This is a genomic window from Sorangium sp. So ce131 (assembly GCF_051519095.1).
Taxonomy (GTDB): domain Bacteria; phylum Myxococcota_A; class Polyangia; order Polyangiales; family Polyangiaceae; genus Sorangium.
The window spans coordinates 3,010,546-3,032,811 of the sequence record NZ_CP150455.1; the positions used below are offsets into that span (position 1 = coordinate 3,010,546).

Annotated in this window: 18 protein-coding genes; 13 read left to right on the top strand and 5 right to left on the bottom strand. The window is 73.6% G+C overall.

All coding sequences use genetic code 11. The features are described from left to right. Positions 1-57: 57 nt before the first annotated feature. Positions 58-1,080 (bottom strand): GTPase ObgE, encoded by a 1,023-nt coding sequence (gene obgE, locus WMF43_RS11185; RefSeq protein ID WP_437679622.1) that lies wholly within the window; start codon positions 1,078-1,080, stop codon positions 58-60. 104 nt (positions 1,081-1,184) lie between these two features. Between obgE and WMF43_RS11190 the strand changes: the two genes are divergently transcribed. Further along, positions 1,185-2,696: an ATP-binding protein gene (locus WMF43_RS11190; protein ID WP_437679624.1), complete on the top strand. Its 1,512-nt coding sequence runs from the start codon at positions 1,185-1,187 to the stop codon at positions 2,694-2,696. Positions 2,697-2,966: 270 nt separating this feature from the next. Here WMF43_RS11190 and WMF43_RS11195 read toward each other — a convergent pair whose 3' ends face one another. Continuing rightward, the gene (locus WMF43_RS11195; protein WP_437679626.1) at positions 2,967-3,371 is read right to left on the bottom strand and encodes a hypothetical protein; all 405 of its coding nucleotides are present in this window, start codon (positions 3,369-3,371) and stop codon (positions 2,967-2,969) included. Positions 3,372-4,327: 956 nt separating this feature from the next. On the opposite strand from WMF43_RS11195, the gene WMF43_RS11200 reads away from it, so the two are divergent. After that, the gene (locus tag WMF43_RS11200; RefSeq protein WP_437679628.1) at positions 4,328-5,326 is read left to right on the top strand and encodes a diacylglycerol/lipid kinase family protein; all 999 of its coding nucleotides are present in this window, start codon (positions 4,328-4,330) and stop codon (positions 5,324-5,326) included. 295 nt (positions 5,327-5,621) lie between these two features. Here the strand turns inward: WMF43_RS11200 and WMF43_RS11205 are convergent, their stop codons facing one another. Together WMF43_RS11205 and WMF43_RS11210 are read right to left on the bottom strand one after the other, a co-directional pair. After that, entirely contained in the window at positions 5,622-6,935 is a 1,314-nt protein-coding gene (locus WMF43_RS11205; RefSeq protein WP_437679629.1) for an inositol-3-phosphate synthase, read from the bottom strand. A 228-nt stretch (positions 6,936-7,163) separates the two neighbouring features. Beyond that, positions 7,164-8,453 carry a hypothetical protein gene (locus WMF43_RS11210; RefSeq protein ID WP_437679631.1) on the bottom strand — a complete coding sequence of 430 codons (1,290 nt, stop codon included), beginning with the start codon at positions 8,451-8,453 and terminating at the stop codon, positions 7,164-7,166. Between the two features lie 107 nt (positions 8,454-8,560). Here WMF43_RS11210 and WMF43_RS11215 point away from each other — a divergent pair, with 107 nt between their 5' ends. Further along, positions 8,561-9,859: a PQQ-dependent sugar dehydrogenase gene (locus WMF43_RS11215; RefSeq protein WP_437679633.1), complete on the top strand. Its 1,299-nt coding sequence runs from the start codon at positions 8,561-8,563 to the stop codon at positions 9,857-9,859. Positions 9,860-10,705: 846 nt separating this feature from the next. Here WMF43_RS11215 and WMF43_RS11220 read toward each other — a convergent pair. Beyond that, positions 10,706-11,707, bottom strand: coding sequence for an LLM class flavin-dependent oxidoreductase (locus WMF43_RS11220; protein WP_437679635.1), 1,002 nt, complete (start codon positions 11,705-11,707; stop codon positions 10,706-10,708). A gap of 113 nt (positions 11,708-11,820) precedes the next feature. Here WMF43_RS11220 and WMF43_RS11225 point away from each other — a divergent pair, with 113 nt between their 5' ends. From WMF43_RS11225 to WMF43_RS11270, 10 genes are all read left to right on the top strand, one after another. Continuing rightward, positions 11,821-12,462 (top strand): Uma2 family endonuclease, encoded by a 642-nt coding sequence (locus tag WMF43_RS11225; RefSeq protein ID WP_437679637.1) that lies wholly within the window; start codon positions 11,821-11,823, stop codon positions 12,460-12,462. Between the two features lie 32 nt (positions 12,463-12,494). After that, on the top strand, positions 12,495-15,224 hold the full coding sequence (locus WMF43_RS11230) for a HEAT repeat domain-containing protein (RefSeq protein WP_437679639.1): 2,730 nt from the start codon (positions 12,495-12,497) through the stop codon (positions 15,222-15,224). Between the two features lie 138 nt (positions 15,225-15,362). Then, a complete protein-coding gene (locus tag WMF43_RS11235) occupies positions 15,363-15,584 on the top strand; it encodes a hypothetical protein (protein WP_437679640.1) in 222 nt (73 codons plus the stop codon). Beyond that, on the top strand, positions 15,581-16,189 hold the full coding sequence (locus WMF43_RS11240; protein WP_437683990.1) for a nucleotidyl transferase AbiEii/AbiGii toxin family protein: 609 nt from the start codon (positions 15,581-15,583) through the stop codon (positions 16,187-16,189). Before WMF43_RS11235 ends, WMF43_RS11240 begins: the two co-directional genes overlap by 4 nt. A 132-nt stretch (positions 16,190-16,321) precedes the next feature. Beyond that, positions 16,322-18,079: a hypothetical protein gene (locus tag WMF43_RS11245; RefSeq protein ID WP_437679642.1), complete on the top strand. Its 1,758-nt coding sequence runs from the start codon at positions 16,322-16,324 to the stop codon at positions 18,077-18,079. 149 nt (positions 18,080-18,228) lie between these two features. Beyond that, positions 18,229-18,516, top strand: coding sequence for a TerB family tellurite resistance protein (locus WMF43_RS11250; RefSeq protein WP_437679643.1), 288 nt, complete (start codon positions 18,229-18,231; stop codon positions 18,514-18,516). A 151-nt stretch (positions 18,517-18,667) separates the two neighbouring features. Continuing rightward, the gene (purE, locus tag WMF43_RS11255; RefSeq protein ID WP_437683992.1) at positions 18,668-19,129 is read left to right on the top strand and encodes a 5-(carboxyamino)imidazole ribonucleotide mutase; all 462 of its coding nucleotides are present in this window, start codon (positions 18,668-18,670) and stop codon (positions 19,127-19,129) included. Between the two features lie 10 nt (positions 19,130-19,139). Continuing rightward, positions 19,140-20,339 carry a 5-(carboxyamino)imidazole ribonucleotide synthase gene (purK, locus tag WMF43_RS11260; protein ID WP_437679645.1) on the top strand — a complete coding sequence of 400 codons (1,200 nt, stop codon included), beginning with the start codon at positions 19,140-19,142 and terminating at the stop codon, positions 20,337-20,339. A 124-nt stretch (positions 20,340-20,463) separates the two neighbouring features. Further along, positions 20,464-21,177, top strand: coding sequence for a hypothetical protein (locus WMF43_RS11265; protein WP_437679647.1), 714 nt, complete (start codon positions 20,464-20,466; stop codon positions 21,175-21,177). After that, positions 21,174-22,241 (top strand): hypothetical protein, encoded by a 1,068-nt coding sequence (locus tag WMF43_RS11270; protein ID WP_437679648.1) that lies wholly within the window; start codon positions 21,174-21,176, stop codon positions 22,239-22,241. The genes WMF43_RS11265 and WMF43_RS11270 overlap by 4 nt, the downstream gene beginning before the upstream one ends. The last annotated feature ends 25 nt before the right edge of the window (positions 22,242-22,266 follow it).

Sequence of the window (22,266 nt, forward strand, 5' to 3'; positions counted from 1 at the left end):
GCGGGCTCTCGGCTCGCGCGCGCGAGCGCGTGGACCAGCGTCAGGCCGCGCGCGGGCTCACGGCGCCGGCTTGCGCGCGAGCGCGGCGAGCTCGCGGACGAGCTCGGGCACGCCCTCGCCCGTCGCGGCGCTGACGAGGTGGAGCTTCACCTTCGCCTTCGCGAACCGCGCCTTGAGCTTCGGGTACGCCTCGCGCACCTCGGTCAGATCGGCCTTGGTCAGGGCGACGATCTCGGGGCGCTCCGCGATCTCCGGGCTGAACTTCTTGAGCTCCTTGCGGAGCGCCCGGTAGTCGGCGAGCGGCTCGCGGCCCTCGCCGGGGTCGAGCGTCACGAGGTGGAGCAGCGCCCGCGTGCGCTCCACGTGCTTCAGGAACTGGATGCCGAGCCCGACCCCCTCGCTCGCGCCCGGGATCAGCCCCGGGATGTCGGCGATGACGAAGCTCGACCCGCCGGAGCGCGTCCCGCCCCCGATCTCGACCATGCCGAGGATCGGGGTGAGCGTGGTGAACGGGTAGTCGCCGATCTTCGGGCGGGCCGCCGAGACCGCGGCGACGAACGTGCTCTTGCCGGCGTTCGGGAAGCCGAGCAGGCCGACGTCGGCGAGCACCTTCAGCTCGAGGCGGAGCTCGCGGGCCTCGCCGGGCTCCCCCGGCTCGGCGCGCCGGGGCGCCCGGTCGTGCGGCGACTTGAAGTGCAGGTTGCCGCGGCCCCCTTTGCCGCCGCGCGCGACCACGACCCGCTGGCCGTGCTCGGTCACGTCGGCGAGCAGCTCCCCGCTCTCGGCGTCGAAGATCTGCGTGCCCACCGGGATCTTCTCGACCCGGTCGGCGCCGGCGCGCCCGTGGCAGTCGCTCCCCATGCCGTGCTCGCCCCGGTCCGCCTCGAGCGTGCGCGCGTAGGTGAAGTCGAGTAGCGTGGACAGGCCTTCGTCGCCGACGAAGACGACGTCCCCGCCGCGGCCGCCGTCGCCGCCCGCGGGGCCGCCGAACGGGATGTACTTCTCGCGCCGGAATGCGATCGCCCCGTTGCCGCCATCCCCGGCGATGACCTTCAGACGGCACTGATCGACGAATCGCATGGTGCCCGCTCTTAGCATAAAACTCGGGAAAGACCCCTACGCGGTAGGCCGCTGCGCGCTCCGGGCCGCCCCTGCCTGACCGCTCCCCCCCAGGAGGAACCCAGGTGCGCGCGCGAATCCTCATCGTGGACGACAACACGAGCCTGGCCGGCAACCTCCGCGACGTCCTGGAGGGGGCGCGCGAGCTCGACGTGGAGGTCGCCCTCGCGCCGACCGGCAAGCAGGGCCTCGCGGCGGCCCGCCGCGACGGCTTCGACGTGGCGGTCGTCGACGTCAAGCTCCCGGACGCGAGCGGCCTCGAGCTGATCGCCCCGCTCCGCGCGGCCGCCCCTCACGGCGAGATCGTCCTCGTGACCGGCTTCGCCACGGTCGACACCGCGATGGCCGCGCTCCGCGCCGGCGCGTTCGCCTTCATCCTGAAGTCCTTCCGCCCCGAGGAGCTCATCTCCACGGTGGCGCAGGCGATCGAGAAGATCTCGCTGAAGCGGGAGCGGGAGGAGCTCGAGCGCCGGTACCGGGCGATCATCGACGCGGCGGACGTGCTCATCCTCGGCCTGAACGCCGAGGGTCGGGTGGCCCTCTTCAACCCGCGCCTGTCCGCGCTCACCGGCGTGGGCTGCGACGCCGCGGTCGGCATGCCGTTCTGCGAGTCGCTGGTCGACGAGTCCGAGCAGCGCCGTTTCAACCAGTCGTTCCAGGGGGTCGTCGAGGGCGACGCCGCCGCCGAGGTCGAGGTCGGGGTGCGGGATGCCGTCGGCGCGATCCGCCGGGTGCGCTGGCACCTGTCCGGCGTCCGCAGCCGCGGCCGCTCCGGCCGCACCGACCTCGTCTACGGCATCGGCATCGACGTGACCGAGCGCCGCGCCCTCGAGCGCCGCGCCGCCGACGCCGAGGCCCTGAACGCCATGGCCCCCCTCGCCCTCGGCCTCGCCCACGAGATCAGGAACCCCCTGAACGCCGCCGTGCTCGAGCTCCACCTGCTCAGCCGCAGCATCGACCGTCTCTCCGACGAGGCGATCCGCGAGCCGATGAAGCGCCGCGTCGGCATCGTCGAGGCCGAGATCGCCCGTCTGGGCCGTCTCCTCGGCGAGTTCCTGGAGCTCGCCCGCCCCCGCGCCCCGCACCGCGAGCCCGTCGACCTGGCCCGGGTTGTCCGCGACGTGCTCGATCTGGAGGAGGAGGCGCTCGCGAGCCACCGCGTCGAGGTCGTCCGCGATCTCTCCGACGACTGCTTCGCCCTCGGCGACGTCGAGAAGCTCAAGCAGGTCGTCCTGAACCTGGTGGTAAACGCCCTGGACGTAATGCCCGAAGGTGGTGTTTTGCGCGCCAGCGCTTCCGGCGACGCGCAGGAGGTCTGGCTTTCGATCGGCGACACCGGCCCGGGCATCGCCCCCACCATCCTCGCCGAGATTTTCGACCCCTTCTTCACCACGAAGGCCGCCGGCACCGGCTTAGGCCTCGCGATCGTCCGCAAGATCGTCGATCAACATGCTGGCCGGGTCGAGGTGAACACCCGTGCCGGCGAGGGCACGACCGTCCGCGTCCGTCTCCCCCGTTTCACCGCCGAGCCCGTCTCCCGCCCGGTCTCTTCCCCCCCGCGCTCCGCCACCCACTAGATCGCTCGCCGCCCGCGAGGTCCTCCTCACCGCAGCCGCCGCGAGGTCCTCCTCACCGCAGCCGCCGCGAGGTCCTCCCCGCCGCAGCCGCCGCGAGGTCCTCCTCACCGCAGCCGCCGCGAGGTCCTCCCCGCCGCTGCCGTAGCGGCGGTCACCCGCACAGGAGACGGGCCCAGATCGGCGTTTTCGGCGCGCAGGCGTACTCCAGTACGCCGAGCACCGAAAACGCCGAGGTGGGCCCGTATCCGCAGCGGGTGACCGTCGCTACCGTTAGCCGACGATGCGCATGGGGGGTTTTAGCGGCAGCGGCGGCTTGGAGCCGGGGGCCGACGGGACCGAGGGCGCGGGCTTCGGCATCGTCTCCCCCTCGAGGGCGGCGAGCGCCAGGAACAGCCGGTCCATGCCGTAGTCGAGCGCCACCTCGCGCTGGAAGACGTGCGCGATCTTGATGAGCCGCAGCGACGTCTGCTTGCCGAGGTCGATCTCGCGCTCGAGGAACGCCTCGAACGAGCCGTACCCCTTCGCCTGATACAGCTCCTGCTGCTGGATCTCGGCGAGCACCACCCCGATATCGAAGAACCCCTTGTCGAGCCGCTTGCGGAGCGTGCGGATCTTCTGGGTCTGGTTGTGGAGCTCGGCGATCTTGGCCTTGATCTCCTCCGCGCCCGTCGGCACGCGGATGGTCGCCCGCGCGCTCCCGGGCGGCGCCGGCTCGGCGGCCCGTGCCCGCGCCTCGGCCGCGTGCTTCGCCGCGTGCCGCGCAGCCCAGGGCGCGGCGCCGCGGAGACCGAGCTTACGCTTCGAAGCGCTTGACGAGGATTTCGATTCTTCCTTGATTACCGGATTCACGGGTTTCGCAAGCTGAGCTTCTGCGCCCCCTTTGGCGCTCGAAGAGGCCTTCTTCTTCGTGCCCGTCGCCTTTTCGGAGCTGCCCTGCTTCGTGATCTTCGGCATGTCGCTGCGTCCCCCGCTGGGTACGAGATCGTCGCGGCCCCTCGCCACAAGCGCGCGCCGCGCGCGCAGGAAAAGCTCCCGCGCGGCTGTCAAGACCTATTGGTTAGACAGGTCGTCGCCTTACCAAAAAATCGCCCGCCCCGTCCACTAAGTTTCGGGGAGGCTCCTCGCTTTCCCGGTGTGAGCATGACCCAAGATCGACCGGAGAGCCAAAACCGGAGAGCATCACACGCTGTCGTGCTGCTCGAAAAGTGGCTCGCCGGCCGCGCGGCGCGTGGTTTTTTCCCGCGCTGCGGTGCGGCGCGTCCCCTCGCCGCAGCGCCACCGCGTGGGTGCGCCGCCGCGCCGCCGCGCCGCCGCGCTGCCGCGCCCGGCGCGGAGCACGGTCCCGGCGCGGGTCGTGGCGGCGCGGGGCGGCGCTGGCGTGCCGCCGGCGTCGTGTGTTCGTCGCGGCGTCGTCCCGCCGCGGTGACCTGCCTGTGAGCCGCCGCCCATCACGTGCGCGCCCCGCGCGCGGCCCTCCAAGAGCCAGGGCCGGTCGTGGTAGATCGCGGTCCATGACCTCCCCCCCCGCCGGTCGCGACCCGGGCGATGGTTCCCGCCAGGCCGGCTCCGCTGATGCGCCGCGTCGTCCCAGTGAGTTTCCGCGCGGCTCGGCGAGCAGCCGGATTGCCGTGGTGGTGAACGGCAACGCCAAGAGCGTGACGGCGGAGGTGATCGAGACGCTCGATCAGATCCTGGACACCGGGGATCTGTTCGTCTCGCGGCGGGTCGAGGAGAGCGAGGGCATCGCGCGCATCCTGGTGGATCGGGGCTACGGCACGATCCTCACGGGCGGCGGGGACGGGACGTTCACGGTGGTGGTGACGTCGGTGGTGAACGAGGCGAAGCGGCGGGGGGTGCCGCCGCCGCGGTTCGGGCTGCTCCGCCTGGGGACGGGCAACTCGCTGGCGTGGGTGCTCGGCGCGTCCGGGGGCGCGGGCGCGAAGCCGGGGCTGGCGGCGGACCTCCAGCGCCTGCGCGCCGACGCCGGGAGCCGGAACCTGCGGCTGGTGGAGGCGGAGGACATCCTGTCGCCGTTCTGCGGCTTCGGGATCGATGCGGTGATGCTCCGCGACTACAACGCGGTGAAGGCGGCGCTCGGGCGCGGCCCGCTGAAGCGGCTCGCGCCGGGGCCGGTGGCGTACGCGGTCGCCGCGACGACGCGGACGATCCCGAGCTACCTCGTGCGGCGCACGCCGCACTGCCGGATCATCAACGAGGGCAACGACGCGATCCGCGTCGGCGAGAAGGGGGCGATCCTCGGGGCGCCCATCAAGAAGGGCGGCGTGATCTACGAGGGGCCGGCGAAGATCGCGGCGCTGTCGACGATCCCCTACTACGGCTTCGGCTTCCGGATGTTTCCCTACGCGGACGACCGCCAGGACCGGATGCAGCTGCGCGTGTCGATGATCTCGCCGCTCACGTTCGTGCGGCACTTCTCGAGCATCTGGAGCGGCGATTTCGGCGACCTGGAGACGGTGTTCGACTACTTCGTCGACGAGGTCACGATCGAGATGGACCCGGCGACGAGCTTCCAGATCGGCGGCGACGTGCGCGGGGATCGCTCGCGGGTGCGGGTGCGGCTGACGGAGCCGATCAAGATCGTGGATTTCTACGCGCCGCCGCGGGGGTAGGCGGCGAGGCCCGAGGGCGGTCGACGGGAGGGGCCGCGGCGGGTGTTGAACATCGCCGCGGTCCGGCTCAGCCGACCCGCACGTACGCCCGCTTGCCGTCGAACGCCGCGGCCACGAGGTGGATCGGCAGCGCCCCGCGCTCGCACAGCTCGGTCGCGTACTCCCGCTCCTGGATCTGCTGCAGGGCGGCGGCGAGCGCCGCGTCGGGGGTCTCTCCCTCCTCGGCGTCGACGGTCTTCAGCTCCAGCGCCTACGAGGCATCCTCCCTGCTTCCGAGGGCGGACTGCCCGCTGGATCAATCGTAATACTCGCTCCCCAGGTGGGTGATGAGGTCCTCTCCCATCAGCCACCGCATCGTGTTCTTGAGCTTCATCGACTGGATGAAGAGATCGTGCTCCGGGTACAGCCCGGGCGCGGTCATCGGGCTCTTCCAGTAGAAGCTCAGCCACTCCTGCGTCCCGCGCAGCCCGGCGCGCTGCGCGAGATCGAGCAGGAGCGCGAGGTCGAGCACGATCGGCGCTGCGAGGATGGAGTCGCGGCACAGGAAGTTGACCTTCAGCTGCATGGGATAGCCGAGCCACCCGACGAGATCGATGTTGTCCCAGCCCTCCTTGGCGTCGCCGCGAGGGGGGTAGTACTCGATCCGCACCTTGTGGAAGAGCTTGCCATAGAGCTCTCCGTAGGCGTGCGGCTCCAGGATGTGCTCGAGCACCCCGAGCTTCGAGACCTCCTTCGACCGGAACGACCCCGGGTCGTCGAGCACCTCGCCGTCGCGGTTGCCGAGGATGTTCGTCGAGAACCACCCCGCGACGCCGAGCATCCTCGCCTTGAGGCCCGGCGCGATCACGGTCTTCATCAGCGTCTGGCCGGTCTTGGAGTCCTTGCCGGCGATCGGCACCTCCTGCCTCCTGGCGAGCTCCTGCGCGGCCGGGAAATCGACCGTCAGGTTCGGCGCGCCGTTCGCGAACGGGATCCGCTCCTTGAGGCAGGCCCACGCGTAGATCTGGGAGCTCGAGATCGCCGGGTGGTCCTCGGCGAGGCCCGCCTCGAAGCGCGCGATCGAGCCGTGGACCTCCGCGGGCTCGACGTAGGCCTCCGTCGAGCCGCACCAGACGGCGACGCCGCGGGCCGCGCCGCTGTCGCGGAGGAAGGCGCGGACGTCGGCGCGGACCTGCTCGACCATGTCGGCCTTGCTCGCGCCCTTCTTCACGTGCGTGCCGTGCAGCCGCCGCACGTACTCCGGGTAGAACACCGCGGTCATCGGCCGGATCCGCTCGAGCTCCTCGCGGACGGCGTCGAGGTGCCGGCGCTCGAGCACGTCCGCGTGCCGCGCCGACTCGTACGCGCTGTCGGGGAAGATGTCCCACGCGCCGAACGCCAGCTGATCGAGCGGCGCGAGCGGCAGGAAATCCTTGATCCGGGGCGTGCGGCCCTCGGTCCGCTTGCCGAGCCGGATCGTGCCGAGCTGCGTGAGTGATCCGATCGGCGCCGCGAGCCCGCGCCTCGCGAGCAGGGTGCCCGCGATCGTGGTCGTGGCGACGGCGCCCAGGCCCGGCAGCAAGATCGCGAGCTTCCCGTCTGCCTTCTTGATCTCCTTCGGCTGCTTCACGTGACGTCCCCCCCGGGTCGTGGACGCTCGCCGGGCAAGGCGGAGCATCCGCCCGGTGCCGTGGCCCGGCGCGCGCGATCCGGCCGCGGTCGCGCGGCGACGCGGCTGCCCGGAGCATGGAGCCGGGCGTGCGCGTGCACCACGGCCCGGCGAGCGCGCGAGGGCGATTCCTGCGCGGTCCCTTCGCCGGCGTCCGGCGCGCCCGCCCGCACGGCGCCTGGGACGGCGTCAGGGCGCGGCGCGCGGGTAGCCGGCGGCGGGGGTCATCCCCTCGATCCAGGCGCGGATCACGGCGACGGCCTCCTCGTCGACGCGGCGGGTCGCGAGCGGCGGCATCTGCTCGGGCGGCGCGCCGGGCGGGTCGCGCCGCGACATGGCGTAGAGCACGGCGCTGCGGTCGGGATCGAGGGGCCTTATCCGGTAATAACGCGCCTCGGGCGGCGCGCCGGAGGGGCGGAGCTTCGCGGGCTGGTTGATCGCGGTCTGGTAGACGCGCGCGCCGCGCACGCCGGCGACCTGGCCCGGAGGATCGACGTTGAGGCGCATCTCGAAGTGCGTCGCGACGCCGAGCGGGTGATGGCATGAGACGCCGCAGTTGACGTGGAGCAGCCCGAGCGCGCGCCGCTCCGTCGCCGTTCCGGGCACGTCGAGCGCGGCCGCGCCGGGGAGCGGGCCGCCGGCGCCGGCCGCGAGCAGGCCGAGATCGGCGAGCGCGGCGTAGGTCAGGCCGCTGGCCTCCGGGGCGGCGAGCAGGATCGCCTCGAAGCCGAGCGGGTTGTCGGTCTTGCCCGCGTGGCAGCGGATGCAGTCGACCTGCGCGGGGATCGCGTAGCCGGGCACGCCCGGCACCTCTGGGACGCCGGCCTTCACCTGCAGCGCGCGCGCGCCGTCCTCGGACCAGGCGTAGGTGGCGCGCGTCCAGCGATCCTCCGCGGTCTTCCACAGGAGCCTCGTCTCGATCCGCCGGCTCTCCCCGGCGACGGGCATCCGGAACTCCTTCCACAGCTTGGTGCCGACGGGGAAGATCCAGTCGTTCATCCGGGAGACATCGATGGTCGAGCCCGGAGGGAGGTAGATCCAGCGCGTCTTCTCGGCGCCGTCGCTCCAGAGCTCGAAGGCCGGCTTGAACTCGCGGACGCCCGCCGCGAGCGAGCGCGCGCCGGTGTCGCTGTAAAGGCCAGTGCAGCGGAGGTCGAGCGGGTCCTCGTCGCCGTCCTTGCAGGGCGGCCCGTCCTGCGGCGCCGGCGCCACGCCGGCGTGGCCGTCCGTCGCGGCGCCGGCGCGGCCGTCCGTCGCGGCGCCGGCGCGGCCGTCCGTCGCGGCGCCGCGCGCGGTCGCGTCGGCCGCACCGGCGGGGCCGAGCCGGTCGGGAGAGGGGAGGGGATCGACCCCGGGCGCGCCGCCGGGGCCGCAGCCGCCGCAGCCCGCGAACAGCAGCGACGCGAGGACGGCTTGCCAGGTGCGGCCGCTCATGATGGAGAGGAGGAGAAAGAGGTGCCCGCTTGTTCGAGAGACCATGGCCTCGGCGTGTTGTGGGGCGCGCTGCCGGCGCGACGACGAGAGCGTGCCATTGGACCGCCTGCTGCCTCCTGCTCGCGGGCAGTGTAGCGGCTTGCGAGAAGCGCGTGCAGGTCGCGGGGCCGCCCGAGGGGCCTCGCGAGGGCGGCCCCGGCCAGGCCGCGGCCGCGAGCGCGGCGCCGCCGGTCCAGGCCGGCGCGGCGAGCCCTGGGCCGGCGCCCGCTGCACCGGAGGGCGCGCCCGCGGCACAGGCTGCGCCCGCGCCGGAGGCCGCGCCCGCGGCGGGGGGCGCCCGTGCGACGGGGGGCGCGACGCGGGCGGATCTCGCTCGCCCCGCGCAATGCAGCGGCGTTCCGCCGCTGAAGCTCACGCTCGTCGCGAGCGGGTTCGACCAGCCGACGTTCGTCGCGTCGCCGCCCGGCGACCCGGCGCGCCTCGTGGTGGTGGAGAAGACAGGCACCCTCCGGCTCATCAAGGAGGGCACCATCCAGCCGGCGCCGTTCCTCGACGTGCGATCGCGCGTGTTCCAGCCGACGCCCAACTCGGAAGGCGGCTTGCTCGGGCTCGCGTTCCACCCCGATTACGCGAAGAACGGGCGGTTCTGGATCCATTACTCGTCGGTTCCGCGCGGCAACGTCGTGATCGAGGAGTGGAGGCGCGGAGCGCAGGGCGGCGACGCCGCGCATCCCGAGCCGGTCCGCACCCTCGTCGACGTGAAGCACGGCGCCTGGAACCACGTGGGCGGGATGCTCGCGTTCGGAAGGGACGGCTATCTTTACGCCGCGATCGGCGACTCCGCGCGCTCGCCGAGCCCCGCGGCCGATCTCACCTCGAAGCTCGGCAAGATCCTCCGCATCGACGTCGATGATCCGAGGAAGGCGCCGGCGGGCAACATGGGCGGCGTCGAGCCGCTCATCTGGGATTACGGGCTCCGGAACCCGTGGCGGTTCAGCTTCGACCGGCTCACCGGGGATCTCTATATCGGCGATGTCGGCCAGAAGGCCTGGGAGGAGATCCTGGTGGAGCCCCCTGGCCAGGGCAGGAACGATTACGGCTGGGAGGCGATGGAGGGCTCCCACTGTTATCCTCCGGGCGCGGCGTGCAAGCCGCGCGGCGTCCTCCCCGCGGTCGAGCACCCGCGGAGCGAGGCGGGCTCGATCATCGGCGGCTACGTGTACCGCGGCGCGAAGATCCCGTGTCTGCGCGGCCGTTATGTGTACGGCGATTATGTGACGGGCCGCTTCTTTTCGTTTGTGTGGGACGGCAAGGCCGCAACCGACCGCGTCGAGCTGACGTCCGCGCTGCGCCCGAACGGGCTGCCGTCCTCGTTCGGAGAGGACGCCGCGGGGGAGATCTATGTGGTGATGTTCAACACGGGGCGCATCTACCGGATCGATCCGGGGTGAGGCGTCGCGTCGCCCTTCCCGGTTGTCGTACATTTTGCGGCGAGAGCAGGCGCGCGAACTCCACGGCTGGGTTCGGTGAGGGGCGGCGGGGTATCCTCGGCGACTCCGTGTCACCTCGCTGAAGCGCTGCGATGGAGGTACGATCGGCCATGAGCTCTGCGTTGCGCGGGTGATCTCGCTACGATTTCGGCGTCTACGATGGCCAGGGGCGTCTCTCGGCGCTGCTGGAAGCCGAGCGACGGTTCGGGACGGACTCGTCTTGGGCTCGTGCGTGGCATGTGATGGCCGTCGAACGCATGGCTCAACCGACCGACGCTCCGCGGGCTCTGCCGGACGTGGTGAGCCGCTTCCGGGCAACGTTCAGGAGTTGGCCGGAGGTTGGCGGGCACCCTCCCGGAAGCTGGGCGGACTTCCCTGGAGGGGGTCGAGCACCTCGCGGAAGCTGGGCGGACTTCCCTGGAGGGGGTCGAGCACCTCGCGGAAGCTCGGCGGACTTCCCTGGAGGGGGTCGAACCCCCTCGCGGAAGCTGGGCGGACTTCCCTGGAGGGGGTCGAGCACCTCGCGGAAGCTCGGCGGACTTCCCTGGAGGGGGTCGAGCCCCCTCGCGGAAGCTGGGCGGACTTCCCTGGAGGGGGTCGAGCACCTCGCGGAAGCTCGGCGGACTTCCCTGGAGGGGGTCGAGCCCCTCGCGGAAGCTGGGCGGACTTCCCTGGAGGGGTCGAGCACCTTCGCGGAAGTCCGAAGAGCTGCGACGAGGTGGTGACCCGCCTCCAGGTTGCGTTTCCAGGCTGCGCTGAAGGGCGGCGGCGAGCCCGCCAGGAAGCTGCGCCGCCGGGCGGGACGCCTCAGCCGGCGCCAGCGAGCGCGTCGCGCGCCGCCGCCGTGATCTCGAACGAGCGCCGGCGCGCGTCGTGGTCGAAGATCTGGGAGGTCACCATGAGCTCGTCGGCGCGCGTGCGGGTGATGAAGTCCAGCAGCCCGCGCCGCACCGTCTCGGCGGACCCGACGACCGAGCAGACCAGCGCCTGCTCGAGGCCGGCGCGCTCCATCGGCGTCAGCTCGCGCTCGAAGCCGATGGCCGGCGGCGGCAAGGGGCCCGGCCGACCGCGGCGCAGGTTGACGAACGCTTGCTGCAGCGAGGTCCAGAGGAGGCGGGCCTCGTCGTCGGTGTCCGCGGCGAACACGTTGACCCCCAGCATGACGTACGGGCTCGCGAGCTGCGCCGACGGGCGGAACTCGCGGCGGTACAGCGCGATCGCCTGCATCATCTGGGCCGGCGCGAAGTGCGAGGCGAAGGCGTAGGGCAGGCCGAGCGCCGCGGCGAGCTGGGCGCCGAAGAGGCTGGAGCCCAGGATCCAGATCGGCACGTTCAGGCCCGCGCCCGGCACGGCGCGGACCAGCTGGCCAGGCTCCGCCGGGCGGAAGTAGCCCATCAGCTCGAGCACGTCCTGCGGGAAGCCGTCGACGTCGCCGGCGAGGTTCCGCCTCAGCGCGCGCGCGGTGACCTGGTCGCTGCCGGGGGCGCGGCCGAGGCCGAGATCGATGCGCCCGGGAAAGAGCGACGCCAGGGTGCCGAACTGCTCGGCGATCACCAGCGGCGCATGGTTCGGGAGCATGATGCCGCCCGCGCCGACCCGGATCGTCGAGGTGCCGCCGGCCACGTGCGCGATCACCACCGCGGTCGCGGCGCTGGCCACGCCGCCCATGTTGTGGTGCTCGGCAAGCCAGTAGCGGCGGTAGCCGAGCCGCTCGGCGTGGCGGGCGAGGTCGAGCGTGTTGCGGAACGCCTGGGCGGCGTCGCCACCCTGGACGATCGGCGAGAGGTCGAGGACGGAGAAGGGGATCATGGCCGGCACCTCGCTCGACTGTTACACGGCGATGCCGGTTGCGGGAGCTACGCCGGCTCGGCTCCCGCGTCCGCCTCCGCCGCCCGTGGGCGACCTGGGGTATGCTTCGCGCCATGCATGCGGCACCTCCGGTCGCTCCGCCCCGCGCGCCGCGAAGGCCCACGATCGAGGACTGGCTCGCCATTCCCGAGGAGAAGCGCGCCGAGCTCATCGACGGGCGGATCGTGTACCAGGGCATGCCGGGACCGGTGCACGGCAGGACCCAGGCCGGGGTCATCGCGCTCGTTCGCGGCGCCTACGACCGGCGTCCGGGCGGCGCTGAGCGGCCCGGCGGCTGGTGGGTTTCGATGGAGGTGGACATGGAGATCGCGGGCCTGGGCTGCCGACCCGATGTGCTCGGCTGGCGCCGCGACAAACACGCCACCCTGCCCGAGCCCGACCGGCGCGGCATCGTGACCGCCGCGCCGGACTGGATCTGCGAGGTCCTGTCGCCGACGACCGCGCACGTCGACATGGGCGACAAGCGGCTCGGGTACCACCGCGCGGGCGTCGCGCACTACTGGCTCGCGGACCCGCACAACGGCACGCTCACGGTGCTGCGGTGGACCCCGGAGGGGTACCTGATCGCGCTCGTCGCCGGCCGGGGGGACAAGGTCCGCGCGGCGCCCTTCGATGCGGTCGAGATCGACGTCGGCGGCCTCTTCGGCGACGACGCGGACGAGCCGCCGCCCTCCGGGGAGCCGACGGCGCCATGACGCGGCCGCGCCCGCTGTACTACGCTCCTCCCGTGCGCCGCTCCTCCCTGTCGCTGTGCCGCCGGGTCCCGGCGGTCCTCCTCGCCCTCGCCGCCGCGCTCGGGGCGCCCGCGGACGCGGCCGCGTTCCTCTGGCCGAACGTGCCGGAGCAGATCGCGCGCGCGCTCGCCTCGGGGGACGTCTCGGAGCGCCGGCTCGCCGCGACCCGCGTCGGCGAGCTCGCCCCGGAGACGGCGCTCGGGCTGATCCAGAAGGGCATGAGCGATCCCGACGTCGAGGTGCGGCTGCACCTCGCCAGGGCGGCGGTGAGCTTCCGGATGCCGCGCGCGGGAGACCTCGTGATCGAGTGGCTCGGCGAGGGGGACGCGCGCCTCAGGCTCGCGGCCTGCGACGTCATCCGCGCGGCGCCGACCGACCGGTCCGTCGTCGCGCTCGGGCGCGTGCTCGGCGATCCGGATCCGCACGTGCGCATCGCCGCCGCGGCCGCGATGGGCGCGGCGGGGCTCCCGGACGCGGTCTCGCCGCTGCTCGGCCACCTCGACGACGGCGCGCCCGAGGTGCGCGCGGAGGTCGCGCGCGCGCTCGGCCGGATCGGCGACGGCCGCGCCGTCGTGCCGCTCATCGGCAAGGTGCAGGACGCGGTGCCGGAGGTCCGCAAGGCCACGGCGCGGGCCCTCGGAGAGCTCGGCGACGCGCGGGCCGTCAGCGCGCTCATCCTCGCGCTGCAGGACCAGGCGCAGGACGTCCGCGTCGAGGCGGTCACCGCGCTCGGCCGGCTGCGCTTGGACGAGGCGACGCCGGCGATCGCGGAGCTCGTCTCGGCCTCGCCCGGGGCGCTCGGGGGCTCGGGGGCGTTCCCCGGGGCGCGCGCGGCCGACGGCGGCACCTCGAGCAACGACGTGCGCGAGGCCGCGTTCCGGGCGCTCGGCCGGATCGGCTCCGACGCCGCGGTGCGGGTGCTGCTCGCGGCGCTCGCGAAGGACGACCCCGCGGCCCCGCGCTCCGCGGTCCGCGACGCCCTCGTCAGCGCCGGGAGGGCTCCGGCGGCGCCCGCCGCCGCTGCGACCGGCGCGCCCGGCGCAAGCGCAGCCGGCGCGACCGGCGCGCCCGCCCAGAAGAACGTGGCCGTGCCCGCGCTGATCGCCGCGCTCGCTGCGGCGCCGTCGGGCAACACCGCGGCGGGCGCGGCCCTCGTGCTCGGCGAGCTCAAGGCGAGGGAAGGGCTGCCCGCGCTCGTCCGCGGGATGCAGCGGGGCGTCGTCCCGCTCCGGCACGGGCTCCGCGCCCTCTCCGCGCTCGGCGACCCCGCGGCGCTGCCCAGCGTGCTCGAGCTGCTCGGCGACGCCGACCCCTCCGTGCGCCGCGAGGCGATCCGCGCCGCGAGCGCGCTGCTCGATCCCGCGCGCCCCGACGGGCGCGCCGTGGATCCCGCGCGCGCCCTGCTGAACGACCCCGCGACCCCGCCGGACGAGAAGCTCGCGCTCGTGCGGCTCCTCGGGCGCACCGGCTCGCCCCGCGCCCAGGAGGTGCTCCTGCCCCTCGCGAAGGCCCGGTCCGGGCCGCTCCGGCTCGCCGTGATCGAGGCGCTCGGGGCGGCGCGCGCCGCCGGCAAGCTCGGCGCGGCCGTCGACGCCGCGCTGCTCGAGGCCCTCGACGACGAGTCGGGCGACGTGCGCCTCCGCGCCGCGGTCGCGCTCTCCCGCGTCGCCGGCCCGGGGATCGCGCGCGACCTCCTGAAGCGGCTCACCGTCGCCGCCGAGCAGGACCGCGGCGCGCTCGGCATCGCCCTGTCCGGCGCCCTCTCCCGCGCGGGCGACGCCGGCGGCGCGAAGGACGCCGCGGCGGACGACCTCGCCCGCGACGTCGCCGCGGCCGTCGCCAGCGCCCCGGACGCCGCGCGCGACGCGCTCCTCGAGGGCCTCGGCCGCATGCGCGGGCAGGCCGCGGGCGCCGCGCTCGCGCGCATGGCCTCGGCGGCGCCCATCGACGACCGCCGCAAGATCGCCGAGGCGCTCGCCGGGCACCCCGGCCACGCCGGCGACCCTGGCGCCGCCGCCGCGCTCCGCAAGCTCGCGGGCGATCCGGACCCGGGCGTCCGCGCCAACGCCGTCTGGTCTCTGGGCGCGGTGGGCGGCGCGATCGGCGACAAGGACACGCTGCCGCTGCTCCTGCCGCTGCTCAAGGATCCCGACGCCGCCGTGGCCGGCAACGCGGCGGGCGCGCTCGGGCGGCTCGCGGGCCGCGCCCCCGCGAGCGCCCCGCGCGCGGCCGCGGCCCTGTGCGCGGCGTTCTCCGACGCCCGGCCCTACGTGCGCGCCAACGCGCTCGCCGGCCTCACCGTCTCCGGGGCGCGCTGCGACGGCGCCGCCGCCCGCGACCTGCTCGCGCGCGACCCCGCCGAGGCGGTCCGCCTCGCCGCGGCCGACCACCTCGCGCTGGTCGGCGGCGACGAGGGCCGCCGCGCGCTCGCCCGCTGCGCCAGCGAGGACCGGAACGCGACCGTCGCGGCGCGCTGCGCCCACGCCGCCCCGCCCCGCGCGCCCTCGCCCGGCGCCGAGGACGTCGTCGTCTTTGTGGTCCCCTTCGACGCCGGCCGCGGCGACGCGGGCCGCGACGCGCCGGTCCCGCGCGCCCCCTTCGCGCTCGTGCGCGCCGACGGCCTGATGCGCCTCGGCGTCGCGGATCGCCGCGGGGAGCTCTTCGAGCGCGCCGCCCCGCGGGGGCCGCTCCGGCTCGCCGTCCCGGCACCGCTCGTGAAGTGAGCCCGCGCCCGCCGCGCTGAGCCGGACGCCATGCGGAGTTGACGGCTCCTGTCAGGCTGCCGAGGAACAAAGAGCACGGCGACAGGGACATGGGCCCGTGTCCTTGGAGAGGAACGACGGGTAGGGTAAAATGTTCTTGTGAAGCTGATCGACGCACAGCAGGTTGCCGAGCGATTCCGTGTCGCGATGGCGCTGTACGAGCTCGGTGAGCAGATGCTGCGCCAGAAGGTACGCCGGCAGCACCCCGAGGCTGGCGACGACGAGGTCGACGCGCGGGTGGCGGAGTGGCTTCATCGTCGACCCGGGGCTGAGCTCGGCGACGCCGAAGGGTGTCCTGTGCCATGGCCTCGCCGAGGCTGAACCCCGTAGAAGCTGCTCTGCGCCGGATCGCGGAGGATCTCGGCGCGGCCGGCGGCAGGTGGGCGCTGATCGGGGGGCTCGCGGTGAGCGTGCGCGCCGAGCCCCGGACGACACGCGACGTCGACGTGTGCGTCCAAGTCCGGGACGACACCGAGGCCGAGGCGATCGTGTACGCCCTCCAGGCGCGTGGTTACCGGATCCTGTCCGTCCTCGAGCAGTCATCGGCAGGGCGGCTCGCGACGGTGCGGCTGGAGCCACCCTCGGAGGCAGGTCGCGGCGCGCTCGTCGATCTCTTGTTCGCCTCGTCAGGGATAGAGACGGAGATCGTCGACGCAGCAGAGCCGCTCGCGATCCTCGCCGACCTCGAGGCGCCGGTCGCGCGCGTCGGGCACCTGATCGCCCTCAAGGTGCTGGCCCGGGATGATCGGCGTCGCCCTCAGGACTGGGACGACATCCAGGCGCTCCTCAAGGAGTCAACTCCGACGGATCTGGAAGAGGCCCGGTCCGCGCTGCAGCTGATCGAGGAGCGTGGCTATCATCGCAGCAAGAACCTCGTGCAACACCTCGATGAAATCCTCGGCGACGGCGCTCCTGGGCGACCGTGACGGGCGTGGCAGCCGTAGCTGACCTGCTGATGCGCGGCGAGCTCGCGCCCTGCCCCGCGGGGGCCGCTCCGGCTCGCCGTCCCGGCGCCGCTCGTGAAGTGAGCCCGCGCCCGCCACGCTGAGCCGGACGCCATGCGCAGCCGACCCGACGTCGAGCTCCGGATGTCCAGGACCGCCCACCCGGGCGACGTCATCCTGGTCGAGCTCGTGCTCCGGAGCCGCGCGAGGACGCCCGTCGACGCGATCGAGCTGCACCTGGAGGGCATGCAGGTCGCCCGGGTGGACGAGCGCGTCCTCGTGCCGCCCCACTTCCTCTCGCTCATCGCGCGCGTCGCGGGGCAGACCACGCTGCCCGAAGGAGAGCAGCGCTACCGCGCGAGCTTCCCGCTCCCGGCCGACGCGCCCTGCTCGTACCTCGGCACGCGCGCCGAGATCCGCTACGGGATCACCCTCTCCATCGCGATCCCGTGGTGGCTCGACGTCCAGGAGTCGTACGAGGTGCTCGTCACCCCGCGCCCCGCCGCCCGCCCGCCGCGGGCGCCGGTCGCGGGCACCACGGCGCGCGGCGACAGCCCCTTCGTCGAGGTCTCGCTCGACGACCAGGTCTTCGCCCCGGGCGACGAGATCTCCGGGGCGGTGGCCCTCGGCAACGTGGTCGGCCGCAACGTGCGCGGCGTCGAGATCTCGCTGGTCGGCGTCGAGCGCCTCCTCGGCGGGGACCTCTCCGCGCCGGGCCGCGCCACCGAGGCCCACCGCTTCACCGCCTTCCGCCGCGCGGACAGCCGCGACGAGGGGCGGGAGCTGCCCTTCCGGTTCCGCATCCCCCGCAGCGTCGCGCCGTCGTTCGACGCCGGGTGGATCGCCCTGGTCTGGGGGCTCGAGGTGCGCGTCGAGCTCGCGCGCTCCGACGGCATCGTCCACACGACGCCGCTCGTCCTCGGCGTCTTCGATCGGCCGCCCGTGCCCGCCGCCATGCGCCGGCAGATCGGCTCGGGCAGGTGGCGCGCGGTCTGGAGCGCGGTCGGCGCGCGCCATGGCCTGTCGCTCGACCCGCTCGAGCTGCGCCTCTCGGGCGCGATCGCCGGCTGCTCCGCGGCCGTGTGGATCGACGCGGGCTCCTCGTCGAGCGGCGCGCTCGTCGGCGAGCTGCGCTGGCCGTCGTGGGGGCTCGGCCTCGAGGTCGGCCTCAAGCGCTTCCTGCTCGCGCTCTCCTCCGAGGACGACGGCGGCTTCGGCCGCCGCTACCGCGTGCGCGGGCGCGACCCCGGCCAGGTCCGCGCCGTGATCGCCGGGCCCCTGCGCCGGGCGCTGCTCGCCTTCGACGACGTCCGGCTCGACGACGAGCACGTCGTGGTCCGAGCCCGCACGCCGGGCCACGACCAGCCGTGGCTCGGCGCGTTCATCGAGCACCTCGCCGCGCTCGCGGCCGAGATCCACGCCGCGAGCGCGCGCATCCCGCCGCCCACGCCGATGACCGGGATGCGCCCGGCGTGGGAGCGGTTCGCCGAGGAGCTCCACGGCCGCCTCGAGGTGGGCCGCATGCGCATCCGCGACGCGCAGCTCGACGGCGCCACCTTCCACATCGACACCTGCTTCGAGCGCGGCCCCCACCCCGAGCGCTCCGAGCTCACGCTGGTGCTCGAGCCGCCGCTCCAGGCCTCGCTCGATCCCGACGACCCCGAGCAGCTGCGCGCCGCCTCGCCCGGGGCGCGCGAGGTGATCCGGGACCTGCGCGCCCGCACGCGCGCGCTCCGCATCGCCCCGCACGCCATCGTGGTCACGGTGCCCGCCCCGCTCGAGGACCCCGCGACCGTGCGCGCCCTGCTCGGGGCGCAGCTGCACCTCGCGGCGCTCCTGCGCGGCGCGCGGGCCGCCGGCCCCTACCGCTGAGCGCCGCGCGCCGCGCGCCACGCCGACCCGCGCTCGGGAAACCCCTTACGCCGGCGTAACCACCAATTTCCACACAAAACGCGCGCTGATCCGGGCTAGAGTCCCCGCCCATGCTCAAAGACCTCTCCCGCCAAGAACGCCTTCAGCTGATGCGGTTCATCTGTTCGTTCGCCTGGGCCGACCTCGAGGTGCGCGAGCAGGAGCGCGAGTTCGTCCGCAAGATGATCCGGCGGCTCGAGCTCGACGCGGACGAGGCCAAGGAGGTGAGCAGCTGGCTCGACGTACCGCCCGCGGCCGACGACCTCGATCCGATGAAGATCCCCCGCGCGCACCGGCAGCTCTTCCTGGCCGCCGCGCGCGAGATGATCTCGTCCGACGGCGAGATCGGCGACGAGGAGCGCGAGAGCCTGAGCCTGCTCGAGCAGCTCACCCGCTGACCCGGGCCGGAGACGTTGCGCAGGGGTGTGCGTGGGTGGATGAGCTGGTGAAACGATGAGCACGATGGCGCAGGGCGGGGCCGGCGAGGACCGGGCCCTGGAGGAGCTGAGCGCGGGCGGCGCGGCCGAGCGGCCGTGGGTCGGCGTGATCATGGGGGGCAAGAGCGACTACGAGCACCTCGCGGTGACGAGCGAGCTCCTCAAGGAGCTCGGCATCCCGCACGAGGTGCGCGTCGTCTCGGCGCACCGCACGCCGGACCGGATGTTCGAGTACGCGACCACCGCGGCCGAGCGCGGGATCGAGGTGATCATCGCCGCCGCGGGCGGCGCCGCGCACCTGCCCGGCATGGTCGCCGCGAAGACGGTGCTGCCGGTCATCGGCGTGCCCATCCCCGCGACGGCGCTGAACGGCCTGGACGCGCTGCTCTCGATCGTCCAGATGCCGAAGGGCGTCCCGGTCGCCACGATGGCGATCGGCAAGCCCGGCGCGGCGAACGCCGCCCTCTTCGCGGCCGCGGTCCTCTCGGGCAAGCACCCCGAGCTGCGCGAGCGCCTCGCGGCGTTCCGCAGCGCCCAGGAGGCCGCCGTGCTCCGCGATGCCAACCTCGGATAGGTCCCCGCACATGCCCATCTACCCCGGCTCCACGCTCGCGATCCTCGGCGGCGGCCAGCTCGGCCGCATGACGGCGCTCGCCGCCCGCACCCTCGGCTACAAGGTCCACGCCCTCGATCCCGACCCCGACTGCCCGGCCAGGTCGGTGCTCGACCGCTGCGTCGTCGCGCCGTTCGACGACGCCTCCCAGGCCGCCGATCTCGCGTCGCAGAGCGACGTCGTGACCCTCGAGATCGAGAAGGTGTCGCTCGACAGCCTCGCGGCCGCGGGCCGGTTCGCGCCGGTGCGCCCGTCGGCCGACGTGCTGGGCATGGTGCAGGACCGCGGCGTGCAGAAGACCTGGCTGTCGCGGAACGGCTTCCCGGTGGGCCCCTTCCGCGAGATCGCGACGAGCGCGCAGCTGCTCGAGGCGACGCGCGCCATGGGCGGGGCGTGCTTCGTGAAGTCGTGCGTCGGCGGCTACGACGGCCGCGGCCAGCTGCGGCTCTCGCCCGGCGCCTCCCCGGGCGACGGCGGCGCGAGCGACGCCGACGCCGCCGCGCTCTTCCTCTCGCTGGGCGGCCAGCGCTGCGTCGTCGAGCAGGCGCTCGATCTGGAGGCCGAGCTGTCGGTGCTCGTCGCGCGCAGCCCGAGCGGCAAGCTGGCGGTGTACCCGCCGGCCCTGAACCACCACCGCGATCAGATCCTCGACTGGTCGCTGCTGCCGGGCCCCCTGTCGGCCGCGGTGACGGGCCAGGCGGTGCAGATCGCGCTCGAGCTCGCGGTCGGCCTGCGCGTGGAGGGCCTGCTCGTGGTCGAGCTCTTCCTGCTGAAGGACGGCCGCCTGCTCATCAACGAGCTCGCCCCGCGCCCTCACAACAGCTACCACGCGTCCGAGGTCGCCTGCGCGACGAGCCAGTTCGAGCAGGCCGTCCGCGCCGTCTGCGATCTCCCGCTCGGCTCGGTCGAGATCGTCCGCCCCGCCGCGATCCTCAACCTGCTCGGCGACGTGTGGCTCGGCAGCACGCCCCCGGCCTTCGAGGCCGCGCTCGAGGTCCCCGGCGTCCGGCTCCACCTCTACGGCAAGCGCGTCGCCCGCCCCGGGCGCAAGATGGGCCACCTCTCGGCCACGGGCCGCACGCCGGAGGAGGCGCTCGTCGCCGCGAAGCTCGCGATGGCCCGGCTCTCCGCGCAATCCGGCCAGCTCGAGCTGCCGCTGCCCGGGCGCTGACGCCGGCGCGCCGCGGCGCGACTGCATCCCACGACAACCCACCTGCGTTGACATGCGCGCACCGGCGACGACGCCCGGCGCGTTGACCCAGACTCTCGTCCTCGCGTATGGGTCTCCATCGTCAATGCAGATCACCATCCCGAGGGCCAGGCTGCGCGCCGCGCTGTTCGCCGTGATGGCGATCGTCGCGAGCGCCGGGCTCGCGGTCGAGGTGCTGAGGCCGATCGTGGGGCTCAAGCGCCGCAGCGGCGTCGTCCCGCTGCTCTCGCTGAGCTACGAGCAGAACGTGCCGACGTGGTACACATCGTCTCTGCTCCTCACCTGTTCGCTCTGCCTGGCCGTCATCGCGGCCGGCGCCCGCCGCGCGGGCGGATTCGTGAAGCACTGGTGGATCCTCTCCGCGGCGTTTCTCTACATCTCGCTCGACGAGGTCGTCGAGCTCCACGAGGGGGCGAGCTCCTGGATCGAGCTCGGCGGCGCGTTCTACTATAGCTGGGTGATCCCGGCCGCCGCCGTGGTGGCGGTGTTCGCCGTCGCGTACCTCAGGTTCCTCGGGCACCTCCCGCGGCACACGAGGAATCGATTCCTGCTCTCGGGCGGCATCTACGTCGCGGGCGCCCTCGCCATGGAGCTGCCGCTCGGGTACTGGGCCGAGCACGCCGGGAGCGACAACCTCGGTTATGCGCTCATCGATTTCGTGGAAGAGTCGATGGAGATGCTCGGCGTGAATCTCTTCCTGCTCGCGCTCGTCGATCACCTCGCCGTGCAAGGCTGGACGATCGGCTTCTCGCAGGGGGCTCCGGAGCCGCAGGCCGCCGCGGCCGAGCGCGCGGCATGATCGCGCGGGCCGAGGCCACGCCGCGGCCGCTGCTCGCCGGCGCTGGGCGGAGCGCCTACATCGTCAGCCCCTGGTACGACTGGGCGTTCTTCCTGCTCCCGCCGCTGCTCGCGCTCGCCGCCGGGGCGCTGATCGCCGGCACGCCGTTCAGCGACGAGCGGTTCCGGCTGCACGGGCAGAAGGTCACGTGGGCGGGGCTCTTCATCGGTACGCTCATCCACGGACACCTCGCCGCGGTGCTCCTCCGGAGCCACGGCAACGCGGCCGTGTTCCGGCGGCACCGGCTCCGCTTCCTCGCGGCGCCCGTCGCCCTGTTCGCGGCGATGATGCTGTCGATGTGGGCCGTCGTCTGCGTGACGGTGCTCGTCGTGTTCTGGGACGTCTACCACTCGGCGCTCCAGACCTTCGGCCTCGGGCGCATCTACGATGCGCGCGCGGGGAACGCGCCGGCGCTCGGCCGCCAGCTCGACCTCTGGCTCAACCTCGTCCTCTACGCCGGCCCGATCCTGGCCGGCGCGACGATGCTCCTCCACTTCCAGAGCTTCGACGCGTTCGAGGACGTCAGCGCGGCCTTCTTCACCGCGGTCCCGGCGCTGATGGAGACCCACCACCGGTACATCAGCTGGGCCGTCATCACCGCCGGCGCGTCCTTCCTGCTTTATTACGTGCTGGCTTATCGCGCCATGTGGCGGCGCGGTTACAGGGTGTCTTTCCCCAAGGTGTGGCTGTACGCGAGCACGGGTTTCTGCTCCATTTACGCGTGGGGCTTCAACCCGTGGGGACAGGCGTTCTTCATCATGAACCTGTTCCACGCGGTGCAGTACCTCGCGCTGATCTGGTGGTCCGAGGGCGGCCACCTCCGCCGCCGGCTGCGCCTCGACGCGCTGCGCGCCGGCAAGCTGATCGCGCCGGCGGTGTTCCTCGGGTGCGTGCTCGCGTACGGGGCCTGGGCCGAGCTCGCGCCGTCGGACGACCGCGCGCTCTGGTCGATCACGCAGACCGTCGCGCTGATGCACTTCTGGTACGACGGCTTCATCTGGTCGGTGAGCCGCAAGCAAGTCTGAGGCGCAGGGCAGCACGCCTGCGCGC

What these genes read in the sequence shown, in the direction of transcription:
- obgE (WP_437679622.1), bottom strand. Translation starts at nt 1,080, where the DNA reads ATGCGATTCGTCGATCAGTGCCGTCTGAAGGTCATCGCCGGGGATGGC.
- WMF43_RS11210 (WP_437679631.1), bottom strand. Translation starts at nt 8,453, where the DNA reads ATGGTCTCTCGAACAAGCGGGCACCTCTTTCTCCTCCTCTCCATCATG.
- WMF43_RS11220 (WP_437679635.1), bottom strand. Translation starts at nt 11,707, where the DNA reads ATGATCCCCTTCTCCGTCCTCGACCTCTCGCCGATCGTCCAGGGTGGC.
- WMF43_RS11225 (WP_437679637.1), top strand. Translation starts at nt 11,821, where the DNA reads ATGCATGCGGCACCTCCGGTCGCTCCGCCCCGCGCGCCGCGAAGGCCC.
- WMF43_RS11245 (WP_437679642.1), top strand. Translation starts at nt 16,322, where the DNA reads ATGCGCAGCCGACCCGACGTCGAGCTCCGGATGTCCAGGACCGCCCAC.
- WMF43_RS11250 (WP_437679643.1), top strand. Translation starts at nt 18,229, where the DNA reads ATGCGGTTCATCTGTTCGTTCGCCTGGGCCGACCTCGAGGTGCGCGAG.
- purE (WP_437683992.1), top strand. Translation starts at nt 18,668, where the DNA reads ATGGGGGGCAAGAGCGACTACGAGCACCTCGCGGTGACGAGCGAGCTC.
- purK (WP_437679645.1), top strand. Translation starts at nt 19,140, where the DNA reads ATGCCCATCTACCCCGGCTCCACGCTCGCGATCCTCGGCGGCGGCCAG.
- WMF43_RS11265 (WP_437679647.1), top strand. Translation starts at nt 20,464, where the DNA reads ATGCAGATCACCATCCCGAGGGCCAGGCTGCGCGCCGCGCTGTTCGCC.
- WMF43_RS11270 (WP_437679648.1), top strand. Translation starts at nt 21,174, where the DNA reads ATGATCGCGCGGGCCGAGGCCACGCCGCGGCCGCTGCTCGCCGGCGCT.